Here is a 24,893-nt window from a genome sequence, read left to right as displayed (position 1 = left end):
GCAACCCTTGTCAAACGGCTGACGCGGGGTCACTTTCCGGGAAATGGGACGCACCGCCGATTATTCGCGCCAGAGCTGCTCGGTCGCCGCCACCCTCGAGGTGATCGGCGACCCGTGGACCATGCTGGTCATCCGCGACGCCTTCAACGGCGTCACCCGCTTCGAGCAATGGCAGGACCGGCTGGGCGTGGCGCGCAACGTCCTTGCCGCCCGACTGAAGTCGCTGGTGCGTCATGGCGTGCTGGAGCCGCGACCCTATTCCGAGCGTCCCCCCCGCAACGAGTACGTGCTGACGGCCAAGGGCAAGGATCTGTACGGCGTCCTGGTCACCCTGAACGCCTGGGGCGCCAAGCATGTCTACGGAGAGGAGCCTTCGGGCATCATCCTGCGTCACAAGACCTGCGGCCATGACCTGCAGCCCCGCATCGCCTGCGGCTGCTGCAATGAGATGGTCCGACCGCGCGACGTCGAAGTCGTCTTCGCCGAGAACCGCGCGACCGTAGGCGAGGTCATGCCGGCCGATGACAAGGCGGCGTAGGCGTCAGACAGCAACCGCCGTGGTGGACGCGATAAATCCGCCGCCCAGCACGCGCTCATCGTCGGCCGGGTCGTACAGGACGCAGGCCTGGCCAGGGGCGACGCCTTCCTCGCCCTGATCGAACACCACCTGAACGGCGTCCTCTACGAACATGAGCCGGGCTGAGGAGGGCTGGCGCGTCGAGCGAACGCGGGCCAGCACCGGGGCGCCGTCGCGGGCGGCCTCCTCGATGGTGGCCTGGTCGCCCAGCCAGTTGGTTTCCTCCAGCGTCAGGCGCGCGGTCAGCAGGGCTTCGCGCGGGCCGACGATGACGCGGCGATGCTCGGGATCCAGCTTGACCACGAACAGAGGCTCTCCCACGGCGACGTTCAGTCCCCGGCGCTGGCCGATGGTGTAGTCGGTGATGCCCGAATGGCGGCCCAGCACCCGGCCGTCCATGTGGACGATGTCGCCCGCCTCGCGCCCCTGCGGCCGCAGCCGGTCGATCAGGGTGCGGTAGTCGCCGGTCGGCACGAAGCAGATGTCCTGGCTGTCCGGCTTGGCCGCAATGCGCAGGCCCAGGGACGCGGCGACGCCCCGCACCTGAGGCTTCTCCAGATCGGCCAGGGGGAAGCGCAGATAGTCGAGCTGATCCTGGGTCGTTGCGAACAGGAAGTAGGACTGGTCACGCGAGTGATCGACCGCCTTGCGCATCTGCGAGCGGTTGCCGTGGGTGGCGCGGCGGACGTAGTGGCCGGTCGCCATGGCTTCGGCGCCCAGATCGCGCGCGACGTCCAGCAGGTCGCGGAACTTCACCGTCTGATTGCAGCGGATGCAGGGGACCGGCGTCTGGCCCTTCAGATAGGAGTCGGCGAATTGGTCGATCACCGCGTCCTTGAACCGGTTTTCGTAGTCCAGGACATAGTGCGGGATGCCGATCAGATCGGCGGCCAGACGGGCGTCGTGAATGTCCTGACCGGCGCAGCAGGCGCCCTTCTTCTTCAGCGCCTCGCCGTGGTCGTAGAGTTGCAGGGTCACGCCCACCACGTCATAGCCCGCCTTGTGCAGCAGGGCGGCGACGACGGTGGAGTCCACGCCGCCCGACATGGCGGCGACCACGCGCGCGCCGGCGGGCAGGCCCACGGCCTGACGCACGCTCTCGATCGCGGCGTCCATGTCGGCTTGCGACATGGGGGCGATGTCGGGAACGGGGCAGAGGATGTCGTCGGTCAGGGCGTCCATAGTCATCGCCGCCATTTAGGCCTTAAGGCGCGCGATTTCGAGGCCTGGCTTAAAACGATGGCGCGCCAATGAAAAAGACCGCCCCGTTTCTGGAGCGGCCGTGATCATGCGGTCAGGCGAAAAAGCCTAGTCGCGGTAGCTCTGGATGCGCGTGGTGCGCAGGCCCTGCATGCCCCATTTGTCGATGGCCTTCTGCCAGGCCAGGAACTCCTCGGCCGTCAGGCGATACTTCTCCAGGGCGTCTTCCAGGCTGATCAGCCCGCCGCGCACCGCGGCCACCACCTCGGCCTTGCGCCGGATGACCCAGCGGTTCGTGTCCGAGGGCGGAAGGTCGCGCAGGGTCAGGGGCGTGCCCGTCGGCCCGACCACGTACTGTTCGCCGTTACTGTTAAGGCGTCGCTCTTGCAGCATGGGCTTAAGCCTCTCTCACCACCACCATAGACGCGCAGGCTAGGCCCCCGCCCGCTAAAGGGCGTTTAAGCGTCGTGGTGAAGGAATGGCTAAGACGCATCCGTCCGGCCGGGCGCCTTCTGCGCCGCCTAAAGGAAGGATTCATCGAGTCTAACGAGACCTTGCTCATGGATTCCTGTTGGCCGATCAGCGCTTGATGTTGATCAGCTCCGCCAGCATCTCGTCGGCGGTGGTGATGATCTTGGACGAGGCCGAATAGGCGCGCTGGGTGGTGATCAGGCCGGTGAACTCGGTCGACAGGTCGACGGTCGAGGCTTCCAGCTGTTGCGCGCCCAACAGGCCTGCGCCGCCCGTGCCGGGGGCCTTCAGGTTGAAGGTGCCGGAGTTCTGGCTGACCCGGAAGGCGTTGCCCGCGACTTCGGTCAGGCTGTCGGCGCTGGGGAAGGTGGCCAAGGCGACCTGGGCGATCTTGCGCATGACGCCGTTGTCGAAGATGGCGGTGACGAAGCCGGCCTCGTCGATCTTCACCTCGGTCAGATTCCCGAAGGCGGTGCCGTTCGTATAGGTGGCCTGGACGATCGAGGTGCTGTCGTATTGCGTCAGGCCGCCAGTGGAAGCCCCCAGATCAATGGCGATGGTTTGGCTGGCGACGCCTAGATCGGTGTCCCACAGCACGTCCGGCGTCGGCGCGCCGGGGATCGGCGGCGTCGGCGGCGTCGTCGGCGAGGCGCCCAGCGTGATGGTGGCGTTGGTGGCGTCGGGGAACAGGGCGGCAGGCCCGGTGAAGGACGTATCCAGGCGCCCGTCCTGGGTAAATTTGACGATGCCGCTCTTTATCGGGGCGTTGATGGTCATGGGGGTGCCGTCGGCATTCATGACCTTGCCGGCAGGCCCATAAATTTCCGCGTGCCATTCGTTCGGGTTGGCGCCCTTCAGGAAGGCGACCGTCAGGTTCTGTTGACCGCCTTTGGAATCCGACACGGGAATGGAGATTTCGAAGTCAGGCTTGACCCCGACCGGCGGCACGGCGTCCGCCTTGTAGGCGGCCATGGTTTCGCCCGCGGCGTATCGCGCCAGAGCGGCGGCGTCGGGCTCGATGCTGGACTTCAGGTTGGCGTTCAGGCTGACCCGGGTGGTCGGTTCGGCGGCGCCGCCGACCGAGCCGACGTTGATGGTGCGCAGGCGGCTCATGTCCGAGGGGTCTGCGTTGACCGTGCCGTCGCTGGCCACCGGCCAGCCCTGAAGATACAGGCCCGAGGTGTTCTGCAGATAGCCGAGGTCGTCGATCTTGAACGCCCCGGCGCGGGTGAACAGGCGCGCGTCAGACAGGGCTAGGTTCTCGGACTTTTCCGTCACGACGAAGAAGCCCTGGCCGGCGATGGCCAGGTCGGTGCCCGAGGTCGTGCGCTGAAGCTGGCCCGCCTGGCTAATGAAGTGACGGGCGGTCGCCTGCACCCCGCCGGCCGAATAGCCGACGCCCTGGGTCTGGGCGTTGACGACGGTGGAGAACTCCGTCGCCGCACGCTTGTAGCCGACCGTGTTCACATTCGCGATGTTCTGCGAGATCGTCGAAAGGGCCGCGGCGTTCGCGGTCAGGCCGGACACGCCGGCCAGCATGGCGCCGTTGATGCTCATGGCTGGGGTTCCTTACGAGAGAAGATTGAAGGGGTTGAGTTTCGAAGCCAGGGCGCTGAGCGCGCCCGCGTCCTCGTTGGAATCGGGTTTGGCGGCGGCCTTCTGCTCCTCCAGCGCAATCAGGCTGGACACCGGCATGATCGACTTGCCGATGACGACGAAGGGGGTGTTGTCGTACATCTCGACCCCGGTGACGCGGCCGCGGATCAGCACCTGGCTGCCGACATCCTTGCCCGCGCCGTCCTTGGCGACGACCTTCAGCGTATAGACGCCGCCATCGTCCACCTGGCCGCCGCCGGTGGTCTTTCCGTCCCACTTGAAGTCATGCAGGCCGTTGGTCTTGTCCGGCGCCGGGCCGCTCCAGACCACCTTGCCCGAGGCGTCCAGCACCTGAAGCGTGGCGTCGGTCGCATCGGACGCCAATTCATAGCTCCAGCTGGCTTCGCCGTCCTCGAAGCGGGTGGCGGACCAGACGGCGGTGGCGTCCTTGCCGATATAGGGCGCGGCGCCGGTCAGGCCGTCGCCCTGCTGGGCCTTCAGCAGACCGGTCAGCAGGTCGTTGGTCAGCAGTTGCTGCTCGACGCCCGCCATCTGCGTCAGCTGGGCGGTGAACTCGTTGGAATCGACCGGCGACAGCGGGTCCTGATTCCTGAGCTGGGTGGTCAGCAGCGACAGAAAGGTCTGGAAGTTGGAGGCCAGCATCTGGCCCCCGGCGTTCACCCGGCCTGCGGCGTTGTTGGTGGAGACGGCGTCAACCATCGTCAGACCTTCAGATCGACGCGGTCAGGCGTCAGGGAAAGGGATGTCCAGGCGCTGGGCGGCGGAACGAGAGAATCGGCCTCTGCAGCCAGGCGGGCGGCGCCGGTGAAGGCGCGGCGGTCGGGCTGGCGCTCGAAGGCCCCGCCGCCGAAGCCGGACGAGGGGTCGCGCTCGGCGAACTCCAGGTCGTCGCTCGACAGGTGCAGCCCCGCCTCCATCAGCTGGCGACGCAGTTCATCGGCGCGGGCGCGCAGATCGGCCGCCGCCGCCGGGGTGTCGAAGGCCAGACGGGCCGTGACCTGACCATCGGACTCGATCTCAAGGCTGACATCGACCCGGCCCAGACCCTCGGGCGTCAGCGCCATGTCGAAGCGGGTCGAGCGGCCGTCCAGCTTCTTGATGATCTGGGCGGCGATCTGGGCGGTGGTCTCGACCGTGGCGCGCGACAGATGGGACAGGCCGAGGTCGCGCGACGCGGCAGACGCCTCGGGCCCGACCGTTTCGGCGAAGGCCGGGGGCGGAACCGGCGCGTCCGCGTCAGCCGAAGGCGGGGCGAGCGCGGGCGGGGGCGCGGTTGGCGCAGCAGGCGATGCTGCGGGGGAGGGGCGAGCGGCGGGCGCTGTGGCGGCCGTCGGATTATCGGTTGACGTGAGGCGCTCGGCCGAAGACCGCTCCGAGCCGTCCTCCGCCGAGGCTGATGCTGGGATGGCTTCGCGCGCTGAGGCCAGTCGCTCTCCGGCGCCCGAGCGGAAGCCGGTCACGCCCGGCAGGGCGGGGATCGGGCTGGACAACGCAGGCGAGGCGGGACGGGCGGGCGCGGGAGGCTCGGCCAGCTCTTCGCCCTCGGCAGGCGCGGCGTCAGGCGGGGCTTCAGCATCTTCGGCGACGAGGAGAGGCGTCGTCTTAGCTGCGGCCACGGGGCCGGCCAGGGAGTCGGCCGCAGGCGCAGTCGCAGCGGGCGTCGCAGCGACCGCCGGACCGACGGGGGCCGAAAGGGCGGACGGCGAAAGTGCGGATGGAGCGATTGGCGCGGCGACGGGGGCCGCGTCTGCGTTCGGCGCCTCTGCTTCGGGCGACGCACCGGCGATTTGTTCTGGTACGGGCTGTTCGGGCGCGGGGGGCGCGTGCAGCGGCGCGCTGTCGCTTTCACCTGCCAGCGCCGGTTCGCTGACGGCCAGCTGTTGAGGCTCAGGCTTCGGAGCGAACCAGATCGGAATCATGACGATGGCCGCGCCCATGTCCTCAGGCTCAGTCTGTGCCGCGGGCGCCCTGACGGGCGAGGGAGCGGCGGCTGGGGCCTCGCCCGTTTCTTCCTTAAGCATCAGGTCCGCGAACATGGCGCTGTCCGCCGCCGCCTCGATCGAGGCGTCCGGGCCCGCGCCGTCGGGGGCGGCGGGCGTCAGGACAGACAGGATGCTGAGGGCGGACATGCGGAGGCAGGCGCTTTCGGTCGGTAGGGCGGCGCCTGCTGCGCCTGGGTCATTCGGCAAAGCCTCCGCAAGCCCCGGGCCAAATGCAGGTGTAGGCGCTAACTCGTTGATATAAAGCAGGGTTCTATCTCGACGGCACGCTGCTAGCCCTCTCCAACGCCGGGCGCTTCTTGCCGCGCCTGTCGCTTTTTGCCGGGCGAAGACGGCGCCGCGCGAATTGGCCCGCGCCTTGCCTCCCTCACCTGTGAACGCACAGGGGCCGAATGCCGATGTCGAGGAAAATCAAAGAGATGGTCAGAAGACCCGCTCAATTCGCCGGGCAAGATCTGCACGCTTGCCTGCAAGGCTTGCCGAGCGCGCGCCCGTCGATCCGCCCATCGATCAGCCTGGGCGCAGGAGCCGTCTGATGTCCCTCAACTCGATCATGAACATCGCCACCTCAGGCATGAATGCGGCCCAGACGCAGCTGCGGGTGGTTTCGGACAACGTCTCCAACGTCAACACGCCCGGCTATGTCCGCAAGATCGCCGACCAGCAGTCATGGGCCAGTCAGGGCGTCGGCGCCGGCGTCGAGATCGCCCGCATCCGCCTGGCGACCGACCGCTTCCTTCAGGCGGCCAGCCTGAACGCCAGCGCCGACGCCGGGCGCCAGACGGTGCGCTATGAACTGTATGACCGCATCCAGTCGATGTTCGGCGACCCCGGCGCCAACAGCGGTTTCTTCTCGCAGATCGACAGCGTCTTCGCCGCCTTCGCCGCCTCGGCCGAGAATTCGACCTCCGGTCCCGCGCGTCAGGACGCCATCTGGAAGACCCAAGGGCTGTTCGACGAAGCGGCCCGCATCAACAGTCAGATCCAGTCGGTGCGCGAAGACGCCGACGCCCGCATCAAGAGCGCGGTCGAGACGGCCAACAGCCTGCTGGAGCAGATCGAAAAACTGAACGTCGAGATCGCCAAGGCCACGGTGGTCAATGCGGACTCATCCGGCGCCCAGACGGCGCAGGCCGCCCTGATCGACCAGTTGTCCGGCCTGATGGACGTTCGCATCACCGGCCGCGCGGTCGGCGGGGTCGAAATCCGCACCGGCGCCGGCATCCTGCTGGCGGGGCAGGGCGCGGCCAAGCTGGACTATGTGCGCGCGGGCGCTGTCGCGGCCGAGACGGTGTTCAACGAGATCACGGTCATAGAGCCGCCTGCCGGAAAGGCCCGCTCTCTGGCCGAGGGTCTGGGGTCGGGCGAGATCAAGGGCCTGCTGGAACTGCGCGACGGCGAGGCCCCGGCCACGGCCGAGCGTCTGGCTGAACTGATGTCGCGGCTGGCCGACGAACTGAACCGGGCGCACAACGCCTCCTCGGCCGCGCCGCCGCCGAACAGCCTGACCGGGCGCAATATGGGCCAGTCGCTGGAGACCGCGCTGGCGGGCTTCACCGGCCGGACCTCCATCGTCATCACCAATGACCAGGGCGTCGCCCTGCACAAGGTGGACCTGGATCTGGCGACGGCGAACCCGGCGACCTTCCTGGCCGATCTGAACGCCCAGCTGGGAACCAACGGCAGCGCCAGCTTCGTCGACGGGCGGTTGAAAATCGAGGGCGCCCCGGGCACGGGGGTCGTGGTGGTCGACGACCCCGCCGCGCCGACGAACAAGGGCGGGCGAGGCTTTTCGCACTTCTTCGGCCTGAACGACCTGATCTCCACCGACCAGCCGGCGATGTACGAAACCGGCATGACGGGCGCGTCGCAGCATGGCTTCCCGGCGGGGGAGACCATCACCTTCCGCTTCAGCGATGCCGCGGGCGCCAAGCTGCGCGATGTCCAGGTGGCGGTCCCCGCGGGCGGCGACATGACCAGCCTGCTGGCCGCGCTGAACGACCCGATGACGGGCGCCGGACGCATGGGAACCTTCAGCCTCAATGCGGCGGGCGAGATGGCGTTCACGCCCCGGCCCGGTTCCGGAGCCCAGCTTTCGGTGCTGCAGGACCGCACCACTCAGGTTCCGTCCGGCGTATCGATGAGCGCCCTGTTCGGCCTGGGCGGGGCGCGCGCCTCGCGTGCGGACGCCTTTTCAGTCCGGGCGGACATTGTGCGTGATCCCGCGCTGATGGCCTTCGCCAAGGCGGACGCCACGGGCGGTCTGGGCACGGCCGTCGTCGGCCGGAATGACGCGCGCGGCGCCCGGCTTCTGGCCGCGGCGGGCGAGAACGCCACGACCTTCTCGGCGGCGGGCGGATCGGCGGGCGGCTCCATGTCGCTGTCGCGCTATGCGTCCGAACTATCGGGCGAAATCGGCAGCCGCGCCGCTATGGCCAAGAACAGCGCCGTCAGCGCCACGGCTTTGGCCAAGGAGGCGACGGCGCGGCGAACCTCGGTCGAAGGCGTCAATCTGGACGAGGAGCTGGTGCTGATGACCACCTATCAGCAAGCCTTTAACGCTTCGGCGCGCATGGTTCAGGCCGCCAAGGACATGTACGATATCCTGCTGGGGATGGTGCGATGACCCGCGTCTCGACCTTTGGAAACTACCAATCGGCCCTGTTGGACCTGATGTCGGCCCAGTCGCGCGCCGAGACGGCCCAGAAGAAGGTCAACACCCAGAAGAACGCCACCGATCTGGTCGGCTTCGGGCGGGGATCGGAAACGGTCAGCGCGCTGAAGTCCAGCCAGACCCGCATCCAGACCTTCATCGACACCAACAAGGCCGTCGCCGCCCGGCTGGAGACCCAGGACCTGGCGATGGACCGCGTCGCCGACGCCGCGACCGCCGCGCGCCAGGCCCTTGCCGACGCCATCGCGGCCGGACGCATGGACGCGCTGATGGGCTCGCTGGAAAGCCTGTTCATGGAGGCTCAGGACGGGCTGAACATGAAGCATCAGGGCAAATATCTGTTCGGCGGCGGGGCTTCTGACCGCGCGCCCGCGGACCTGCCTGACATCCCTGGCCAGCCTGGCGCGACCATGATGGCCAAGCTGGCCGCTTTGCCTGATGAGAATGCCGCCTTCCGCAACGATCAGCTGAAGCAATCGTCCTGGCTGGACGAGAACGTGTCGATGGACACCGGCTTCCTGGCCGACGCTATGGGGGCGGAGTTGTTCGCCATCTTCCGCGACATTCAGCTGGCCCATGAGGCGGCGCCGCTGGAAGGACAGATGACCGATGCGCAGAAAGCCTTTCTGACGACGCAGATGGGGCGCTTCGAGGCGGCGGCGAAGGGCGTCGTTGAACTGCAGGCCGCCAACGGCGGAATGCAGAACCGGGTGGACCGCCTGCTGGAGTCGCAGGAGGCGCGCAAGATCTCGGTCGACACTATCCTGTCTGGCAAGACTGACGCCAACATGGCCGAGGCGGTTGTGGAGCTGGAGATGGCCCAGGTCGCCCTGCAGGCTTCGGCCCAGGTGATCAGCCAACTGCGGCAGGTCTCGCTGCTGGACTATCTGCGCTAGGCCTTTGCTTTTCGACGCCTCTGAACAAAAATCGCCCCACGACGTTCACAAAGCTGCGCCGTGACGGGGGAGGGCTTGGCTTGCGCTCAGCAAGGCCGGAAGAGATCAAGAGTTGTCATCAGTCGTTGACGTCCGGCGAAAAGCATAGCTTTAAGCCGCGTAGGCGCGCGAACGGGCCTGTGTCAGTGTCGAATTCATGAAGCGGGCGGATTTCCAGATTGAGGATCAGCAGGACGGCCAGACGCGCTTGCGCCTGGCCGGGGACTGGTCGACCGTGTCCGTCGGCCGTCTCGGCGACCGGCTGATAGCCGAGCTTGACGGTCGGCCGGTCACGGTTCTGGACCTGGACGACCTCGGCCGTTTCGATACCGCGGGCGCTCTGGCGGTGGCTCAGGCCATGAGCAGACCCATTCCCGAATCCGCCTGGTCTGCGCGGCCCGAAGCGGGTCGGCTGTACCGCATGGTGGCCCGGCTGGACTGTATGACGACCGAACCGCCCCGCCGGGCGGCGCCAATGACGCGCGGCTTCGCCAAGGTCGGGCGGGGCGTCTACGATTTCGGCGCCGAGGCGATGTTGTCGCTTGCGTTCCTGGGCCGGCTGATGGCCGCCATGGTCACGACGCTGAAGCATCCCGGCAAGATCCGTTGGGCCGCCTGGTTCAGCCAGGCCGAGCGCACGGGCTTGGACGCCATTCCCATCGTGGTGGTGACCAACTTCTTCATCGGCGCAGTCGTGGCCTTCATCGGCGTGGACCTGCTGACCCAGTTCGGCGCGGGGGTCTTCTCGGTGCAGTTGATCGGCGTCGCCGTTTTCCGCGAGTTCGCCGTGGTGATCACGGCGGTGCTGCTGGCGGGACGCTCGGCCTCGTCCTTCGCCGCCGAAATCGGCTCCATGCGCATGACGCAGGAGGTGGACGCCATGCGGGTCATGGGGGTTGATCCCTTCCAGGCCCTGGTCATTCCGCGTCTGGCGGCCCTGCTGGTGATGCTGCCGCTGCTGACCTTCCTGGCGATGGTGGGCGGACTGCTGGGCGGGGTGCTGGTGTCGTGGAGCCAGCTGAATCTGGGCCCGGTCTTCTTCTTCCAGCGGCTGGTCGAGGACGGCTATATGCCGACCCACATGATGGTGGGCCTGATCAAGGCGCCCGTCTTCGCCCTTGTCGTCGCGGCGATCGGCTGTCGCCAGGGCATGTCGGTGGCGGGCGACGTCGAAAGCCTGGGGCGCCGGGTCACGGCGGCCGTGGTGCAGGCCATCTTCGCCATCATCCTGCTGGACGCCGTCTTCGCCCTGATCTTCATCGAGCTGAAAATATGACGGGCGAGACGCGCAAACCGGACGACCGCGAGGCCGTCATCCAGGTGCGGGGCCTGCTCAGCCAGTTCGGCGAGCGGGTCATCCACCAGGACCTGGACCTGGACGTGATGCGTGGCGAAGTGCTGGGCGTCGTCGGCGGGTCGGGCACCGGCAAGACGGTGCTGCTCAACTCCATCATCGGCCTGAAAGAGCCTGAAGGCGGCGAAGTGCGCCTGTTCGGCGAGGACCGCAGCGCCATGACCAAGGAAGAGGCCGCCGCCGTCGAGCGCCGCACCGGCGTGCTGTTTCAGCAGGGGGCGCTGTTCTCCTCTCTCTCGGTGTTGGACAATGTCGCCTCGCCGCTGGTCGAACATACCCATCTGCCGAAGAACACGATCCGTGAACTGGCCGAGATGAAGGTCGCCATGGTGGGGCTCAAGCCCGAAGCGCTTTATCTGAAGCCGGCTGAACTGTCGGGGGGGATGCGCAAGCGGGTCGGCCTGGCCCGCGCCCTGGCGCTGGACCCCGAACTGGTTTTTCTGGACGAGCCGACGGCGGGGCTGGACCCCATCGGGGCGGCGGCGTTCGACGAGCTGATCCGTCAGCTGTCGGACGACCTGGGGCTGACCGTCTTCATGATCACCCATGACCTCGATAGCCTCTACGCCATCTGCGACCAGGTGGCGGTGCTGGCCGATAAACATGTGGTGGCCAAGGCGCCGGTCGCTGAGCTGGAACGCTCGGACCACCCCTGGATCAAGGAATACTTCCTGGGGCCGCGCGGACGCGCCGCCCACAAGACCGCGGCCTGAGGAGGACGCGAAACGATGGAAAGAGACGCTCATTACGCCGCCGTCGGCATCGCCACCGTCGCCCTTCTGGTGGCGCTGGCGGTTTTCACGATCTGGCTGGCGCGGCTGCAGTTCAACAAAGACTACGATGTCTATGACATCGTCTTCTACGGACCCGTGCGCGGACTGTCGGAGGGCGGGGAAGTCCACTTCAACGGCATTCGCGTCGGCGAGGTGACCAACCTCAACCTTGACCCCAAGAAGGGCGATCAGGTCATCGCCCGCGTCCGCCTGAACGGCACGACCCCGGTGCGCGTGACCTCTCGCGCCCAGTTGGAGCCGCAGGGCATCACGGGCCTGAACTACATTCAGATCACGGCCGGCACGCCCGAGAGCGCCTTGCTGAAAGATCAATACCCCGACAATGTCGTGCCGGTGATCCAGAGCCAGCCCAGCCCCATCGCCGAACTGCTGAGCGGCTCGGGCACGGTGCTGGCTCAGACGGTGGACGCCCTGAACCGCATCAACCGGGTCATGTCCGACGACAACATCCGCAGTTTCTCGACCAGCGTGAAGAACGTCGAGGCCCTGACGGCCGAACTCGAAGCCCGCAAAGGCATGTTCCAGCAGCTTGAAGAGACGATCACCAAGGCCAACGCCGCTGTCGGCGAATATCAGGCCCTGGGCGTCAGCGCGCGTCAGATGATCGACACCGACGGCAGGCAGGCGATCGCCAATATCAACAAGGCGACGCAGGAGGCGCAGGCCGCCATCGCCTCCATCAACCGCTCGGCGACCGGACTGGAAGGGCCGCTGGGCGACTTCGGCACGCAGACGGTGCCGCAACTGAACGACACCATCCGCCAGTTGGATCAGGCGACGCGTTCGCTTCAGTCGCTGATCGACAATGTGCGTGAAAGCCCGCGCGACTTCATCGCCAAGGCGCCGTCCAAGGAAATCGAGGTGCAGCCGTGATCCGTTCCACTCTGATGATTGCGGCGGCGTCGGTCGCCCTGGCTGGCGCGCTGTCCGGGTGCGCCCTGCTGTCGTCGCCTGATCCGGTGCAGTTGTACCGCTTTGGCGGCGCCTCGGCCTTCGCCGGGACGGGAGCGACCTCGGCCTGTCCTGACGTTCATGTCGCCATGCGCCGCGTCGATTTCCCTGAGGCCGCGCGTGGCGACCGCGTGCTGGCCGTCACAGGGGCCGAGGCGGCCTATATCCAGGGCGCACGCTGGGTGTCTCCGGCCGAGACCCTGTTCGAAGAAGCCCTGCGCAACGCCTTTCTGGACGGGGCGACCTGCACGGTTCTGAGCGCCGGTCCGCTGACGCGCGACGGCTTGTTGCTGAGCGTGGACGTCCGCCGGTTCGAGGCGACCTACGCCGCGCCGGGCGCCGTGCCGGATGCGAATATCGTCGTGCTGCTGCGTCTGGTTCGGCCGGGCGACCGCTCCATCGTGGCCGAAGACCGCATCTCGGTCAGCGAGAACGCCGGCGAGAACCGCCAGTCGGCCATCGTCGCCGCCTTCGACCGCGCCACGGCCGAGGCCAGCCGCCAGATCGTCGTCTGGACCGACCAGCAGGCCAGCCAGGCGACACAATAGAATCCTTCTCCCCTTGGGGGAGAAGGTGGCTCGCGGAGCGAGACGGATGAGGGGTAGGTCGGCTTCGCCCTTGATGTCAGCCGTCCTACACGTGGACACAGCCCCCTCATCCGAGCGCCTCCGGCGCCCACCTTCTCCCTCGAGGGGAGAAGGGAGGAACAGACGGGAAGTGGGCTCAGCCCACGCCCGGCGCCACCGTGTATTCGGCCTCGGTCTTGGCCGCGACCTCGTCCAGAGTGACGCCGTCGGCCAGTTCGATCAGCTCCAGCCCCGAACCGTCCGGCTTGACGTCGAACACCGCCAGATCGGTGATGATGCGGCTGACCACGCCCGTGCCGGTCAGCGGCAGGGTGCAGGCCTTCAGCACCTTGGACTGGCCGTGCTTGTTGGCGTGCTCCATGACCACGACCACGCGCTTGACGCCCGCGACCAGATCCATGGCGCCGCCCATGCCCTTCACCAGCTTGCCGGGGATCATCCAGTTGGCGATGTCGCCGTTCTGGGCCACTTCCATGGCGCCCAGGATCGACAGATTGATGTGGCCGCCGCGGATCATGGCGAAGCTGTCCGCGGAGCTGAAATAGCTGCTCTCGGGGATCTCGGTGATCGTCTGCTTGCCGGCGTTGATCAGATCGGGGTCTTCTTCGCCCTCATAGGGGAAGGGGCCCATGCCCAGCATGCCGTTCTCGCTCTGCAGCGTGACGGTCATGCCCTGCGGGATGTAGTTGGCCACCAGCGTCGGGATGCCGATGCCCAGGTTCACATAGAAGCCGTCCTGCAGCTCCTTGGCGGCGCGTTCAGCCAGTTGTTCGCGAGTGCGGGCCATGGTTACGCTCCCTTCTGACGGACAGTGCGCTGTTCGATGCGCTTTTCGGACACGGTCTGGATCAGGCGGTCGACATAGACGCCCGGCGTGTGGATGTGGTCGGGGTCCAGCGAGCCCACGGGGACGATCTCCTCGACCTCGACGACGGTGACCTTGCCGGCCGCCGCCATCATCGGGTTGAAGTTGCGGGCCGTCTTGCGGAAGACGAGGTTGCCGCGTTCATCGGCCTTCCACGCCTTGACGATGGCCAGGTCGGCGACCAGGCCGGTTTCCATGATGTAGCGGCGGCCGTTGAACTCGCGCTCTTCCTTGCCTTCGGCCACCAGGGTGCCGACGCCGGTGGCGGTGAAGAAGGCGGGGATGCCTGCGCCGCCCGCGCGGATGCGCTCGGCCAGGGTGCCCTGCGGGTTGAACTCCAGTTGCAGCTCGCCGGCCAGATACTGGCGCTCGAACTCCTTGTTCTCGCCGACGTAGGACGAGATCATCTTCGCGATCTGGCGCGTCTCCAGCAGCTGGCCCAGACCGAAGCCGTCCACGCCCGCATTGTTCGAGATGACGGTCAGGCCCTTGACGCCTGTGTCGCGCAGACCCGCGATCAGGTTCTCGGGAATGCCGCACAGGCCGAAGCCGCCCGACATGACGGTCATGCCGTCGAATGTCAGCCCCTCCAGCGCGGACTTCACGTCAGCGTAAATCTTGCCCATCGGACTCCCTTTTTCACCATCTGATGAATATCGCCGTCTCCTTCGTCCTTAAAGCGGGCGGCGAAGGGGGGCAAGCGCCATGCGTCGAAACGCCGGGCGGTTGACCCCGCGACCTTGGGGCGACACACCTACGGCCGCACAAGACTGAACTCAGTGGGGAAACTTTATGCGCAATCGACTGATGGGGGCCGCCTTGCCCGCCCTGGTTCTGGCTGTGGCCGTGCCGGCCCTGATGCTGCCGGTCGCGGCGATCGCCCAGGATGCGGCGCCCACCTATCAGCAACCGCCGGCGCCGATCGCCCAGATTCTGGACGCCAAGCCGAATCCGGGCGTCAGCGTCAGCCCGGATCGCAAGACCCTGCTGCTGACCGACCGTTCTAATCTGCCCAGCATCGCTGAATTGTCTGAGCCGATGCTGCGGCTGGCGGGCTATCGCATCAACCCGCGCAACAACGGCCCGGCTAACAGCCGCGTCTCCTGGCTGACCGGGCTTAGCTTCCAATCGATCGACGGCGGCGCCGCGCGGCCCGTGTCGGGCCTGCCGGCCAATGCGCGCCTGACGAACACCAGCTGGGCGCCGGACGGCAAGACCGTCGCCTTCCTGGTCAACGTCCCCAACGGCCTGGAGCTGTGGGTCGCCGATGTCGCCCAGGCCAAGGCGCGCAAGCTGAACGGGCCGATGGTCAACGCCGCTTCGGGTTCGGGCTTCTCCTGGCTGCCGGATTCCTCTGGCCTGCTGGTCCTGGCCGTTCCGGCCGGGCGCGGCGTGGCCCCCAACGTGGATCATCCGCCCGAGGGTCCGATCATCACTGAGACCGGCGGCCGCGCCGCGCCGGTGCGCACCTATCAGGACCTGCTGTCCAATGCAGGCGACGAGGCCCTGTTCGACTATTACTTCACCAGCCAGCCGACCGTGGTGTCGCTGAACGGCCGCGCCCGCACTGTGGGACAGCCCGGCGTCGTGCTGGGCCTGTCGACCTCGCCGGACGGCCGCTACATCCTGCAGACGCGGGTGAAGAAGCCCTATTCCTATGTGGTGCCGGCCAGCCTGTTCCCGTCGGACATCATCGTGACTGACCTCAATGGGCGCGAGGCGCACCGCGTCGCCGACCTGCCGCTGCGGGACAATGTGCCGACGCCGTTCGACGCCGTGGCGCCGGGGCCGCGTTCGGTCCAGTGGCGGGCGGACGCCGACGCCACCCTGGTCTGGGCCGAGGCTCAGGACGGCGGCGATCCGCGCAACGCCGCCGAGGTGCGCGACCGCGTCTTCATGCTGCGCGCGCCGTTCAACGACCGTCCGCAAGTGCTGCTTGACCTGAAGGAGCGCTACGCCGGAACCACATGGGGCCGTGACGACGTGGCCATCGTCAACAGCCGCTGGTTCAACACCCGCCACGAGACGCGCACCCTGGTCGATCCGTCCAACCCTGGCGCGGGCCGCATCCTGGTCGATCGCAACTATCAGGACCGCTATAATGATCCGGGCTCGGTGATGACCGAGCCGAACGCGCGCGGCCGCTCGGTCATGCGCTTCAACGCCGACGGCTCCAAGGTCTTCGTCGAGGGCGGGGGCGCGACGCGCGAGGGGCAATATCCCTTCCTCGATCTGATGGACCTGAAGACCGGCGCCTCCGAGCGTCTGTGGCGCTCGGCCCAGGGCGAGTACGAGACCGTCGTCGGCGTGCTGGACGAGAACGGCCGCAAGCTGGTCACCTATCGCGAAAGCCGCACCGACCCGGCCAACCTGCGCGTGCGGGATCTGGACGGCGGCGTGACGGCCCTGACCGCTTTCCCGGACCCGGCGCCGCAACTGGCCGGGGTCAGCCGCGAACTGATCACCTATACCCGCGACGATGGGGTGGAGCTGTCGGGGACGCTTTATCTGCCCGCCGGCTACGACAAGGGCCGCGACGGCCCGCTGCCGCTGCTGATGTGGGCCTATCCGGCCGAGTTCACCGACGCCGCTGTGGCCGGTCAGGTCGTCGACACCGACAATCGCTTCGTGCGGCCGGGCGGCTCCAGCCATCTGTTCCTGCTGACGCAGGGCTACGCCATCCTGGACAACCCGACGATGCCGATCATCGGCCGCGACGGGGCCGAGCCGAACGACACCTACATCGAACAGCTGTCGGCCAGCGCCAAGGCGGCGGTCGACGCCGTGGTCGCGCTGGGCGTGGCGGATCGCGACCGGATCGCCGTCGGCGGCCACTCCTACGGCGCATTCATGACCGCCAACCTGCTGGCGCACACCGACCTGTTCAAGACCGGCATCGCGCGTTCGGGCGCCTATAACCGCACCCTGACGCCGTTCGGCTTCCAGGCCGAGCAGCGGTCCTATTGGGAGGCGACCGACACCTACAACGCCATGTCGCCCTTCACCTACGCCAACAAGATCAACGAGCCGATCCTGCTGATCCACGGCGAGGCGGACGCCAACTCCGGCACCTTCCCGATCCAGACGGAACGCTTCTACGCCGCGCTGAAGGGCAATGGCGCCACGGCTCGATATGTGGTTCTGCCCAAAGAGGACCACGGCTATCGCGCGCGGGAGTCTGTCGGCCACACCCTGTATGAGATGGGCGCCTGGCTGGACCGCTGGATGAAGCCGACGACTACTTCGTCTCAGGAATAGTCAGCGGTCCCACTCCGGCGTCTCTCCGTAGAGGCCGGTCAGGAAGTCGATAAAGGCGCGGACGCGGGTTTCGGCCCGCGCCCGCCCTGCCGTCAGAGCGAAGATCGCCACGTCGGACGAGCCGGCATATTGCGGCAGCACCACCTTCAGCCGCCCGTCGCGCAGTTCGTCGCCGACATCCCAGGTCGAGCGCAGGGCGACGCCGAGGCCCGCCAGCGCCAACTCTCGGGCCACTTCGCTTGAGTTGGTCCGCACCCGGCTGCGGGCGCGGAAGACGACAGGACCTTCGGGACCCTCCAGCCGCCAGGTCGACTGGTTCTCGGCCGCCAGCTGGGCGTGGCGGCGCAGGTCGTCCAACGTCTGCGGCGCGCCGTGCTCGGCCAGATAGGCGGGCGAGGCGCACAGCACCCGCCGGTTCGGCGCCAGTCGGTGCATCAGCGGATCAGCCGCCTCATAGCTCCCGATCCGCACCGCCACGTCCACGTCCTCGGCCATCAGGTCCACAAAGGCGTCGGTCAGGTTCAGCTCCAGCGTCAGGCGGGGCTGCGCCGCCAGAAACGGCTGGAGCAGGGGCGCCAGCCGTCGCCGCCCGAACGAGGTCGGCGCCGAGACCCGCAGCAGGCCGCGCGCCTGGGTGGTGCGGCGCGACACCACGGCCTCCAGGTCCTGGACCCCCTCCAGCAGTTGCGCCGCGCGGTCATAGACCAGCCGTCCCGCCTCGGTCGGGGCCAGGCGGCGCGAGGTGCGCTCGATCAGCCGCACCCCCAGCCGGTCCTCCAGCCGCGCCAGCCTGCGCGAGGCCACGGCGGGCGAGAGGTCCAGCCTGCGCGCGGCGGCGGACAGGCTGCCCTCCTCCAGGGCGCGGACGAAGATTTCATACTCGGCCAGCATGATGGGCTTTTATCGTTGCATATTTAGCAAAGATAGGCCTCATTCTGCGCCGTGGATAGCGGCGGCCATTCAGGCCTAGTCTTCAGCCTGAAGGAGACCGCCATGTTCGATGCCCCCAACACCCCCGCCGACGCCTATGTCCGTCACGGCGGCCTGAAGGTCGCGGTCGAACTGGACGCCTTCGTGCGTGAGCAGGCGGCGCCGGGGTCCGGCGTGAGCGCCGACGCCTTCTGGGCAGGGGTTGAGGGGCTGCTGGCCCGCTTCGGGCGTCGCAACCGCGAGCTGCTGGAGCATCGCGACGAACTGCAGCGCAAGCTGGACGACTGGCACCGCGTCTATCCGGGCCGCCCGGATCAGGCGGCCTATCAGGCCTACCTGCGCGAGATCGGCTACATCGAGCCCGAACGCGGGGGCGTGCAGGCCGAGACCGCCGACGTCGACCCCGAGATCGCGACCCTGGCCGGGCCGCAACTGGTCGTGCCCCTGACCAACGCCCGCTATCTGCTGAACGCCGCCAATGCGCGTTGGGGCAGCCTGTATGACGCGCTTTACGGCACCGATGCGCTGGGCGAGGCGCCGAAGCCGGGCGGCTATGACGTCGAACGCGGCGCCCGCGTGATCGCCCGGGCCCGCGCCTTCCTGGATCAGGCGGCGCCGCTCGCTGAGGGCGGTCATGCCGAGGCGGTCGGCTATCGCGTCGAGGACGGGCGGTTGGTTGTCGCCCTGTCAGGCGGGCGTGAAACAGGGCTGGCCGATCCGGCCGTCTTCGCCGGTCATGCGGGGGAGGCGGCGGCGCCGTCGGGCGTTCTGCTGCGCCACAACGGCCTGCATCTAGAGATCGTCATCGACCGCGCGCACCGCATCGGCCGCGACGACCCGGCGGGCGTCGCCGATGTCGTGGTCGAGGCGGCCTTGTCGGCCATCGCTGACGCCGAGGACAGCGTCGCCGCCGTCGACGCGGCGGACAAGCGGCTGGTCTACGCCAACTGGCTGGGCCTGATGCGCGGCGATCTTCAGGCCGATTTCGAGAAAGACGGCCGCACGGTCGAGCGGCGCCTGAACCCCGACCGCCTCTATACGGCGCCGGACGGTTCGACGCGGGCGCTGAAGGGGCGTAGCCTGATGCTGGTGCGCAACGTCGGCCTGCACCTGACGACCGACGCCGTGCTGGACGCCCATGGGCGCGAGACGCCCGAGCATGTGCTGGACATCGCCATGACCGGTCTGATCGGCCTGCACGACCTGCGCCGTCCGGCCGAGGCGCGCAACAGTTCGGCGGGCTCGGTCTATGTCGTGCGGCCCAAGATGCACGGTTCGGACGAGGTCGCCTTGGCCGACGAGCTGTTCGGCGCGGTCGAGGCCATGCTGGGCCTGCCCGCCCTGACGCTGAAGATGGGCATCATGGACGAGGAGCGCCGCACCAGCGTCAACCTGATGAACTGCATCGCGGCGGCGAAGGGCAGGGTGGTCTTCATCAACACCGGCTTCCTGGATCGCACCGGCGACGAGATCCATTCGGTGATGGAAGGCGGCCCCGTCGTCCGCAAGGAGGCGGTGCGCGAGACCGGCTGGATCAAGGCCTATGAGGACCGCAACGTCGACATCGGCCTGAAGGCGGGCTTGTCGGGCCGGGCCCAGATCGGCAAGGGGATGTGGGCCGCGCCGGACCGCATGGGCGATATGCTGGCGACCAAGGCTGGCCATCCGCGCGCGGGCGCCTCGACCGCCTGGGTTCCGTCGCCGACGGCGGCGACCCTTCACGCCCTGCACTATCACGAGGTCGACGTCTGGGCGCGCCAGGCCGAGATCGCCACGCGCGCGCCGACCGATCTGACGCCTTTGCTGACCCCGCCGTTCGCGACCGGAACGCCGGGCGCGGATGAAATCCGGCTGGAACTGGACAACAACGCGCAAGGGATCCTCGGCTATGTCGTGCGCTGGATCGATCAGGGCGTCGGCTGCTCCAAGGTGCCGGACATCCACGACGTGGGCCTGATGGAGGACCGGGCGACGCTGCGCATCTCCAGCCAGCATCTGGCCAACTGGTTGCGCCACGGCGTCACGACCGAGGACGAGGTCATGGAGGCGCTGAAGCGCATGGCCGTGGTGGTGGATCGCCAGAACGCAGGCGATCCAGCCTATCGCCCGCTGGCGCCCGGATATGACGGCCCCGCCTGGCAGGCGGCCTGCGACCTGGTGTTCAAGGGCAGGGAGCAGCCGAACGGATATACCGAGCACCTGCTGACCCACTGGCGGCGCAAGGCCAAGGCGAGAGAGGAGGGCTGTCCCCAGTTCAGACCTTAGATTGGTGCAACGGTCAGTTCGATTAGGTCGGAATAGAGGCCAGCCCGGCGCCTGGCTGTCTCGCCTACCTGAAGTTGTAGGTCATAGGCGTCTTCGTTCATGCCTGTGCCTTTGCGACTCTCCACGTGGCCGCCGATGCCCAAGTTGATAGGGCGGCTGTTCAGACTTAGGCGATAAGGCACCCACCATGACGAGTCCTCCGCCAGCACGAGACGCCCCTTGTTGCGCGACGACACGGCGACGCGATAGCCGCCGGTGCTCTTGACCCACACCTGCAACGGCAGGTTGGTCCCGCCCTCGGTCAGCTCGCCCAGCTCGATCCGTCCGCCGCCGTCCGTGCGGATGAAGGCGCCACGCAGCCCCATGACCGCCGACGGCTGGACGTTGAGCGCAAGCACCACCAGTTTGTCGACGGTTATCCGGTTGTCCGTGGAGCGGAAGGCGAACTGCACCGTCTGCTCGAAAAGGCCGTCCTGGCTCAGCTGATCGACGTCGACTTCGAAGCGATAGCGACGCATGAGGCGAGCGCCGGGTTGAAGCGCCAGAGACACGCCGCCTGGGCGGGCCTGAGATCGCCCCGCCACTGGGGTCAGGTTCGCCGCCGAATATTCGTCCGTAAGGCTGTAGGGCAAAGTGGTCCAGCGACCGCTCGGCCCGGTGGCGGGCCGCAAGCCGAAGGGCAGGCCCTGGGTGTTGACCTCCACCTCGCCGTCACAGGCCGCCTCGCCCTCATTCGTCCACGCTATATCGAAGGTGGCGAAAGCGGCGTCGCCTCCATAGGGGTCATAGCCTCGGATTTCCCACCGGGCCAACTGCGGCTCGATCCGCAACAGGCAACCTGACGAGGGCCGGGACGGCTGTGCCGAGGCGGCTCCGGTCGCCCCCAGCGTCGCGACCAGCGCCAAGCCGGCTAAAGCTGACGCCGCACGTTTTTGAAGAACGCTCATGCTTAATCTCCCTCGGGCGCAGCGATGTCGACGTGGACGACACGCAGATTGTAGAGGCCGTCATTGTCGGCCGGGACGGTGAAGTCGAAACCGCCCCTGGGATCCGTGAACAGTTCAACGCGATATCGCCCGCCCGGCTTCAATCCTTGGACGGCGAACCGGCCGACGCTATTGGTGAAGAAGGGCTGCGGTGCAGCGTCCGGCTCGTCCAGGGCGATGACGCGCCCACCGATCAGCGACAGCGGTGCAGGGCCGGCGGCGCCGCGTCCGGTGACGGAGCCCACCGCGCTGACAAAGGCGTCCGACCCGATCTCGAACGCATATCCACTGCGATAGGCCGGCCTCACCCTTCGCACGCCCTCGCCGATGTCATAGCCGGCGGGCACGTCGATGACGTCATAGTAGACGGAGTCGTTCACGTACGATCCCAGGTAAGGATACAACACGGGGCCGAGCGGGCCGCTGGCCGCCGAGTACCGGCCATCGCGCAGGACTTCGCCCGCGATGACGGGCCGACCTTGCAGACTGGGGTGGCCGTACAGGATAGCGAAACTGTCGGCGACGCGGCGGCCAATGGCGGCTTTGCCGCCAGCGAAAGCGATAGCCGTCGAGACGCTGGCCGTCGTGACCTGCTGATCGCCGATCGAGCCGAAGTCCTGACCGTAGCCAGCATGCGAAACCGAGGCGTTAAAGCGATTGCCGACATAGTCGACGCCGCCCAGCAAGCTGGCGGGGCCGTCGTCATAGGTGGCGATGGCGGAATAGCCGAACGATCCGGCCAGGTTCTCAGGGATCTTGTAGAAGGAGGCCGAAGCGCTGTTCAGGTTGGAATCGTAACGCGCGTCGGCGCGCACATCGCTTGAAGGACGCCAGGTCAGAGCCAAGGTGAAGCCCCAGCCGTCGCGATCGCGGCGGCCGCCGGGCGTGTCCTCATACTTGAGGTAGTTCAACCCCGCCTGTGCGCTCCACTGACGGTTGATGGCGTAGTTGGCTGTGAGGTCCGAGCGGAATGAATCGCCCAGCCCGGCGTCGTCACGCGACTTGTTGTAGGCTAGGCCCAAGCTGCCGTAGAGGCGATCGGAAAAGACGCGGGAATACTGGCCATAGACCTGCCAGGCTACGGGGTTGGAGGCGTCGGGGTCCGACAGGGTCGCAAACCCCTCAGACACGTGTTCGAACTGGACTGTAAAGAAATCCGAGGTGGTGGGGCGGTCGACATAGAAGTCGTAGGCCGCGACTACGGCGTAGCCGCTGCCGGCGGTCTCGCTATTGCTAACGCCGGCCTGGAGGTTGAGGCGTGACCCGTTGCGCAGGATGAACTGGGTCTGGGCGTTGCCCATTTGGACCCGCTCGCTAGCCTGCAGGCCCAAGCCCAGCGCCGGCCGGTCGATGAAGGCCTTGCGCCAGTAGCCCGTGAAGGCGAGGTCGCCGTTGGAATAATCGGGCTGTCCGAAGCTGGGCCGCCCGGCCACGCCGAAATAGCCGCCGTACTCATACTCGCCAGGATCCAGGTCGATAGAGTCTATATAGGCGCTATAGCGATAGGACTGCGAAGCCCCCGATCCGTCGACTACGACGACTTCGAGATCGTTGCTCCCCGTCTGCACCGGCAGGTTCGACAGGTCGTACTGGCCGGGGTCCAGGCGCAGTTCGCGCACCAGGGCGCCGTTGCGCAGGATACGTACCGTCGACTCGCTCTGCAGCAAAAGTTGCCTGTCCTGACGGAAGACGTTGGGGCGATAGGGATCGAAGCGGCGCCGCTGGCGCGTCACCCCCACGCCGCCCACGTCGGCATACCCTTGCAGACCCCGGAACTCGGGGTTGAGATCACCGAGGGTCCAGCGTCGATAGTCCTGCGGCTGGTCAAAGACGAAACGAGCGTACCGTCGTAGCCATTCATAGTCGCCCGATCCCAGCGTCTCGCGGCCTTGAACCTCCGCCTCCAGCACCAGCCCGCGCCAGCGGCTGGCGCCGTTCAAATAGACGTTCGGCGCGGGGGCGTCGCCGGTCGCATGGCGATAGCTCCAGGACGCCGCCGCGTTTAGAAAGGCGGAGAAGGGCAGGGGGGCCAAACCTTCCGCTTCGCGATCCCCGCGCTCGAACAACACCTCGAGCCGCCGCAGGTTGGGGGCGATGCGGACCACCAGCAGCGACAGGGCCGTCGGATCATACTCGAGGGATACCCCTTGTTCGGCCAACTCCTCGCCTTCGAAGCCCTGCTGACCGGCCAGACGGGACGCCAGCGCAGCGGCCGCATCGTCGGTAAGCAGCGGCGTGATCAGCTCCAGGAAGGCGGCTGTTTCGACAATGAAGCGGTCGTCGCGGGTCAGCGTCACCGGGACTTCGCCCAGCGGCCGCCGATTGAACGTCAGCGGCGCCGTCAGGGTGATGTCGCGGTTGTAGGGGTTGATGTCCGGGCGCACGACGACCGCCGGCTGGTCGCTGGTTTGGGCGGCGGCAGAAGGCGGGCTTTGCGCTTCTGGGCTTTGCGCCTGGGGCGGTTCCTCGAACCGAGGCGGCGCGGTGATGATCGGCGCGTCCTCGTTGAACGGCGCCGCGACGGCGGGCGCCCCGCCGTTTGACGCCAGCACCGACGCCAGGATCGCCGTGGGGACGAGGCGCGGCTTCATTGGCTGAAACGCACCTTGATCGGCGCATCAGGCGAGAAGGCGACGTTGGTAGGAAGGTAGAAGGTACGATCGCCTTTCAGGGGTTCCAGATAGCCGGCGCCCACAGCTTCGTTGACCGTGGAGGCGTCGAGACGGATTTCGGTGCGCGCGCCGTCGGGACCAAGGCCCTCGACCCACCAGGTGGCGCCGCTCATCAGGGCGTAGCGGCGTCCGGCGTTGCGCACACGGACCTCGACGCCAGGAACCTTGGCTGCATCCGGATGGGCGACGGCCTCGCCCGTGCCGCCAACGCTCTCGTCGATGACGGGGGCGGCCGGGGCGGCGTCGATTTCGATCGCCCGGGCGCTGACGACCGAGACGTCTGCCGTAGCCCCGGGGGGCGCGACTGTGACCAGCGACTTCATGTGGTAGACGACCTGGACCTGGGCGGCGAGGTCGCCATTGGCGCCTTCCTCCAGTTCGACCGGAAGCTGGCGAATGCCGACGTAATAGGCGCGCGACACGTCGATGTCGGGGTCGCCGACCCACTGGACCCGGATCACCTGGCGTCCGCGAACCGGCACGACGCCCTGAGGCGGGAAGACCAGGAAGTCTTCGTCCGCCGGGGTTTCCACCAGCTTTCCGTCCGCGTCAAAGGAGATGCGCGTGATCCGCGTCTCATAAGGCAGAGCCTTGGCTGCGAGGTTCTGCACTTCGATCCGGGCCGAGGATCCCGCGCCGCGCGATGAGATTTCCGCGACCATGGGCGATACCCGCATCGCTTCGACGGCGGTGGCGGTAATTCCCAGGAACAGGGTGGCGACCAGGAGCAGCCCAAGGCGGGACATCTTCTTGTGTC

20 protein-coding genes are annotated in these 24,893 nt (G+C 67.5%); 9 read left to right on the top strand and 11 right to left on the bottom strand.

The window, feature by feature from the left end:
* The first annotated feature begins 43 nt into the window (after positions 1 to 43).
* A complete protein-coding gene (locus DA69_RS08290; RefSeq protein ID WP_025978208.1) occupies positions 44 to 538 on the top strand; it encodes a winged helix-turn-helix transcriptional regulator in 495 nt (164 codons plus the stop codon).
* Positions 539 to 541: 3 nt separating this feature from the next.
* Here the strand turns inward: DA69_RS08290 and mnmA are convergent, their stop codons facing one another.
* The 5 genes from mnmA to DA69_RS14900 form a co-directional block, all read right to left on the bottom strand.
* On the bottom strand, positions 542 to 1,774 hold the full coding sequence (gene mnmA / locus DA69_RS08285; protein ID WP_025978209.1) for a tRNA 2-thiouridine(34) synthase MnmA: 1,233 nt from the start codon (positions 1,772 to 1,774) through the stop codon (positions 542 to 544).
* Between the two features lie 111 nt (positions 1,775 to 1,885).
* A complete protein-coding gene (locus tag DA69_RS08280; RefSeq protein WP_025978210.1) occupies positions 1,886 to 2,170 on the bottom strand; it encodes a DUF1153 domain-containing protein in 285 nt (94 codons plus the stop codon).
* Between the two features lie 186 nt (positions 2,171 to 2,356).
* On the bottom strand, positions 2,357 to 3,805 hold the full coding sequence (locus DA69_RS08275; RefSeq protein WP_025978211.1) for a flagellar hook protein FlgE: 1,449 nt from the start codon (positions 3,803 to 3,805) through the stop codon (positions 2,357 to 2,359).
* Positions 3,806 to 3,817: 12 nt separating this feature from the next.
* Positions 3,818 to 4,564 (bottom strand): flagellar hook assembly protein FlgD, encoded by a 747-nt coding sequence (locus tag DA69_RS08270; protein WP_025978212.1) that lies wholly within the window; start codon positions 4,562 to 4,564, stop codon positions 3,818 to 3,820.
* Positions 4,565 to 4,566: 2 nt separating this feature from the next.
* Positions 4,567 to 5,994: a flagellar hook-length control protein FliK gene (locus DA69_RS14900; protein ID WP_235599137.1), complete on the bottom strand. Its 1,428-nt coding sequence runs from the start codon at positions 5,992 to 5,994 to the stop codon at positions 4,567 to 4,569.
* 406 nt (positions 5,995 to 6,400) lie between these two features.
* Between DA69_RS14900 and flgK the strand changes: the two genes are divergently transcribed.
* The 6 genes from flgK to DA69_RS08235 all read left to right on the top strand — a co-directional run bounded on the left by flgK (position 6,401) and on the right by DA69_RS08235 (position 13,121).
* Complete coding sequence (flgK, locus tag DA69_RS08260; RefSeq protein ID WP_025978213.1) at positions 6,401 to 8,491, top strand: flagellar hook-associated protein FlgK; 2,091 nt, start codon at positions 6,401 to 6,403, stop codon at positions 8,489 to 8,491.
* A complete protein-coding gene (locus DA69_RS08255) occupies positions 8,488 to 9,435 on the top strand; it encodes a flagellin (RefSeq protein WP_025978214.1) in 948 nt (315 codons plus the stop codon). Before flgK ends, DA69_RS08255 begins: the two co-directional genes overlap by 4 nt.
* 196 nt (positions 9,436 to 9,631) lie before the next feature.
* Positions 9,632 to 10,750 (top strand): ABC transporter permease, encoded by a 1,119-nt coding sequence (locus DA69_RS08250; RefSeq protein ID WP_025978215.1) that lies wholly within the window; start codon positions 9,632 to 9,634, stop codon positions 10,748 to 10,750.
* Positions 10,747 to 11,541: an ABC transporter ATP-binding protein gene (locus tag DA69_RS08245; protein ID WP_025978216.1), complete on the top strand. Its 795-nt coding sequence runs from the start codon at positions 10,747 to 10,749 to the stop codon at positions 11,539 to 11,541. Before DA69_RS08250 ends, DA69_RS08245 begins: the two co-directional genes overlap by 4 nt.
* A 15-nt stretch (positions 11,542 to 11,556) precedes the next feature.
* Positions 11,557 to 12,495, top strand: a complete 939-nt coding sequence (locus DA69_RS08240) for an MlaD family protein (RefSeq protein WP_025978217.1) — start codon at positions 11,557 to 11,559, stop codon at positions 12,493 to 12,495.
* The gene (locus DA69_RS08235) at positions 12,492 to 13,121 is read left to right on the top strand and encodes an ABC-type transport auxiliary lipoprotein family protein (RefSeq protein WP_025978218.1); all 630 of its coding nucleotides are present in this window, start codon (positions 12,492 to 12,494) and stop codon (positions 13,119 to 13,121) included. The genes DA69_RS08240 and DA69_RS08235 overlap by 4 nt, the downstream gene beginning before the upstream one ends.
* Positions 13,122 to 13,296: 175 nt before the next feature.
* Here the strand turns inward: DA69_RS08235 and DA69_RS08230 are convergent, their stop codons facing one another.
* Positions 13,297 to 13,947, bottom strand: a complete 651-nt coding sequence (locus DA69_RS08230) for a 3-oxoacid CoA-transferase subunit B (RefSeq protein WP_025978219.1) — start codon at positions 13,945 to 13,947, stop codon at positions 13,297 to 13,299.
* Positions 13,948 to 13,949: 2 nt separating this feature from the next.
* Positions 13,950 to 14,651 carry a CoA transferase subunit A gene (locus tag DA69_RS08225; protein WP_025978220.1) on the bottom strand — a complete coding sequence of 234 codons (702 nt, stop codon included), beginning with the start codon at positions 14,649 to 14,651 and terminating at the stop codon, positions 13,950 to 13,952.
* A 166-nt stretch (positions 14,652 to 14,817) separates the two neighbouring features.
* Here DA69_RS08225 and DA69_RS08220 point away from each other — a divergent pair, with 166 nt between their 5' ends.
* Positions 14,818 to 17,283, top strand: a complete 2,466-nt coding sequence (locus DA69_RS08220; RefSeq protein ID WP_029972666.1) for a prolyl oligopeptidase family serine peptidase — start codon at positions 14,818 to 14,820, stop codon at positions 17,281 to 17,283.
* Here DA69_RS08220 and DA69_RS08215 read toward each other — a convergent pair whose 3' ends face one another.
* A complete protein-coding gene (locus tag DA69_RS08215) occupies positions 17,284 to 18,174 on the bottom strand; it encodes a LysR family transcriptional regulator (RefSeq protein ID WP_025978222.1) in 891 nt (296 codons plus the stop codon).
* A gap of 102 nt (positions 18,175 to 18,276) precedes the next feature.
* Between DA69_RS08215 and DA69_RS08210 the strand changes: the two genes are divergently transcribed.
* Entirely contained in the window at positions 18,277 to 20,478 is a 2,202-nt protein-coding gene (locus tag DA69_RS08210; RefSeq protein WP_025978223.1) for a malate synthase G, read from the top strand.
* Here the strand turns inward: DA69_RS08210 and DA69_RS08205 are convergent.
* From DA69_RS08205 to DA69_RS08195, 3 genes are read right to left on the bottom strand one after another with little or no spacing between them, the layout of a single operon-like run.
* Positions 20,475 to 21,425, bottom strand: a complete 951-nt coding sequence (locus DA69_RS08205) for a hypothetical protein (protein WP_145915910.1) — start codon at positions 21,423 to 21,425, stop codon at positions 20,475 to 20,477. The genes DA69_RS08210 and DA69_RS08205 overlap by 4 nt on opposite strands.
* Positions 21,426 to 21,427: 2 nt before the next feature.
* Positions 21,428 to 24,055, bottom strand: a complete 2,628-nt coding sequence (locus DA69_RS08200) for a fimbria/pilus outer membrane usher protein (RefSeq protein ID WP_025978225.1) — start codon at positions 24,053 to 24,055, stop codon at positions 21,428 to 21,430.
* On the bottom strand, positions 24,052 to 24,882 hold the full coding sequence (locus DA69_RS08195; RefSeq protein WP_025978226.1) for a hypothetical protein: 831 nt from the start codon (positions 24,880 to 24,882) through the stop codon (positions 24,052 to 24,054). Before DA69_RS08195 ends, DA69_RS08200 begins: the two co-directional genes overlap by 4 nt.
* Positions 24,883 to 24,893 lie beyond the last annotated feature (11 nt).

Source organism: Brevundimonas naejangsanensis (assembly GCF_000635915.2).
In the GTDB taxonomy this organism is placed as follows: domain Bacteria; phylum Pseudomonadota; class Alphaproteobacteria; order Caulobacterales; family Caulobacteraceae; genus Brevundimonas; species Brevundimonas sanguinis.
Note: the sequence above shows the minus strand (reverse complement) of the source record. Positions and strands in the feature narration are given on the sequence as shown.

Excerpts from the sequence above, each read along its gene's own strand:
- DA69_RS08290 (WP_025978208.1), top strand. The coding sequence starts at position 44 with ATGGGACGCACCGCCGATTATTCGCGCCAGAGCTGCTCGGTCGCCGCC.
- mnmA (WP_025978209.1), bottom strand. The coding sequence starts at position 1,774 with ATGGCGGCGATGACTATGGACGCCCTGACCGACGACATCCTCTGCCCC.
- DA69_RS08280 (WP_025978210.1), bottom strand. The coding sequence starts at position 2,170 with ATGCTGCAAGAGCGACGCCTTAACAGTAACGGCGAACAGTACGTGGTC.
- DA69_RS08275 (WP_025978211.1), bottom strand. The coding sequence starts at position 3,805 with ATGAGCATCAACGGCGCCATGCTGGCCGGCGTGTCCGGCCTGACCGCG.
- DA69_RS08270 (WP_025978212.1), bottom strand. The coding sequence starts at position 4,564 with ATGGTTGACGCCGTCTCCACCAACAACGCCGCAGGCCGGGTGAACGCC.
- DA69_RS14900 (WP_235599137.1), bottom strand. The coding sequence starts at position 5,994 with ATGTCCGCCCTCAGCATCCTGTCTGTCCTGACGCCCGCCGCCCCCGAC.
- flgK (WP_025978213.1), top strand. The coding sequence starts at position 6,401 with ATGTCCCTCAACTCGATCATGAACATCGCCACCTCAGGCATGAATGCG.
- DA69_RS08255 (WP_025978214.1), top strand. The coding sequence starts at position 8,488 with ATGACCCGCGTCTCGACCTTTGGAAACTACCAATCGGCCCTGTTGGAC.
- DA69_RS08250 (WP_025978215.1), top strand. The coding sequence starts at position 9,632 with ATGAAGCGGGCGGATTTCCAGATTGAGGATCAGCAGGACGGCCAGACG.
- DA69_RS08245 (WP_025978216.1), top strand. The coding sequence starts at position 10,747 with ATGACGGGCGAGACGCGCAAACCGGACGACCGCGAGGCCGTCATCCAG.
- DA69_RS08240 (WP_025978217.1), top strand. The coding sequence starts at position 11,557 with ATGGAAAGAGACGCTCATTACGCCGCCGTCGGCATCGCCACCGTCGCC.
- DA69_RS08230 (WP_025978219.1), bottom strand. The coding sequence starts at position 13,947 with ATGGCCCGCACTCGCGAACAACTGGCTGAACGCGCCGCCAAGGAGCTG.
- DA69_RS08225 (WP_025978220.1), bottom strand. The coding sequence starts at position 14,651 with ATGGGCAAGATTTACGCTGACGTGAAGTCCGCGCTGGAGGGGCTGACA.
- DA69_RS08220 (WP_029972666.1), top strand. The coding sequence starts at position 14,818 with ATGCGCAATCGACTGATGGGGGCCGCCTTGCCCGCCCTGGTTCTGGCT.
- DA69_RS08215 (WP_025978222.1), bottom strand. The coding sequence starts at position 18,174 with ATGCTGGCCGAGTATGAAATCTTCGTCCGCGCCCTGGAGGAGGGCAGC.
- DA69_RS08210 (WP_025978223.1), top strand. The coding sequence starts at position 18,277 with ATGTTCGATGCCCCCAACACCCCCGCCGACGCCTATGTCCGTCACGGC.
- DA69_RS08205 (WP_145915910.1), bottom strand. The coding sequence starts at position 21,425 with ATGAGCGTTCTTCAAAAACGTGCGGCGTCAGCTTTAGCCGGCTTGGCG.
- DA69_RS08200 (WP_025978225.1), bottom strand. The coding sequence starts at position 24,055 with ATGAAGCCGCGCCTCGTCCCCACGGCGATCCTGGCGTCGGTGCTGGCG.
- DA69_RS08195 (WP_025978226.1), bottom strand. The coding sequence starts at position 24,882 with ATGTCCCGCCTTGGGCTGCTCCTGGTCGCCACCCTGTTCCTGGGAATT.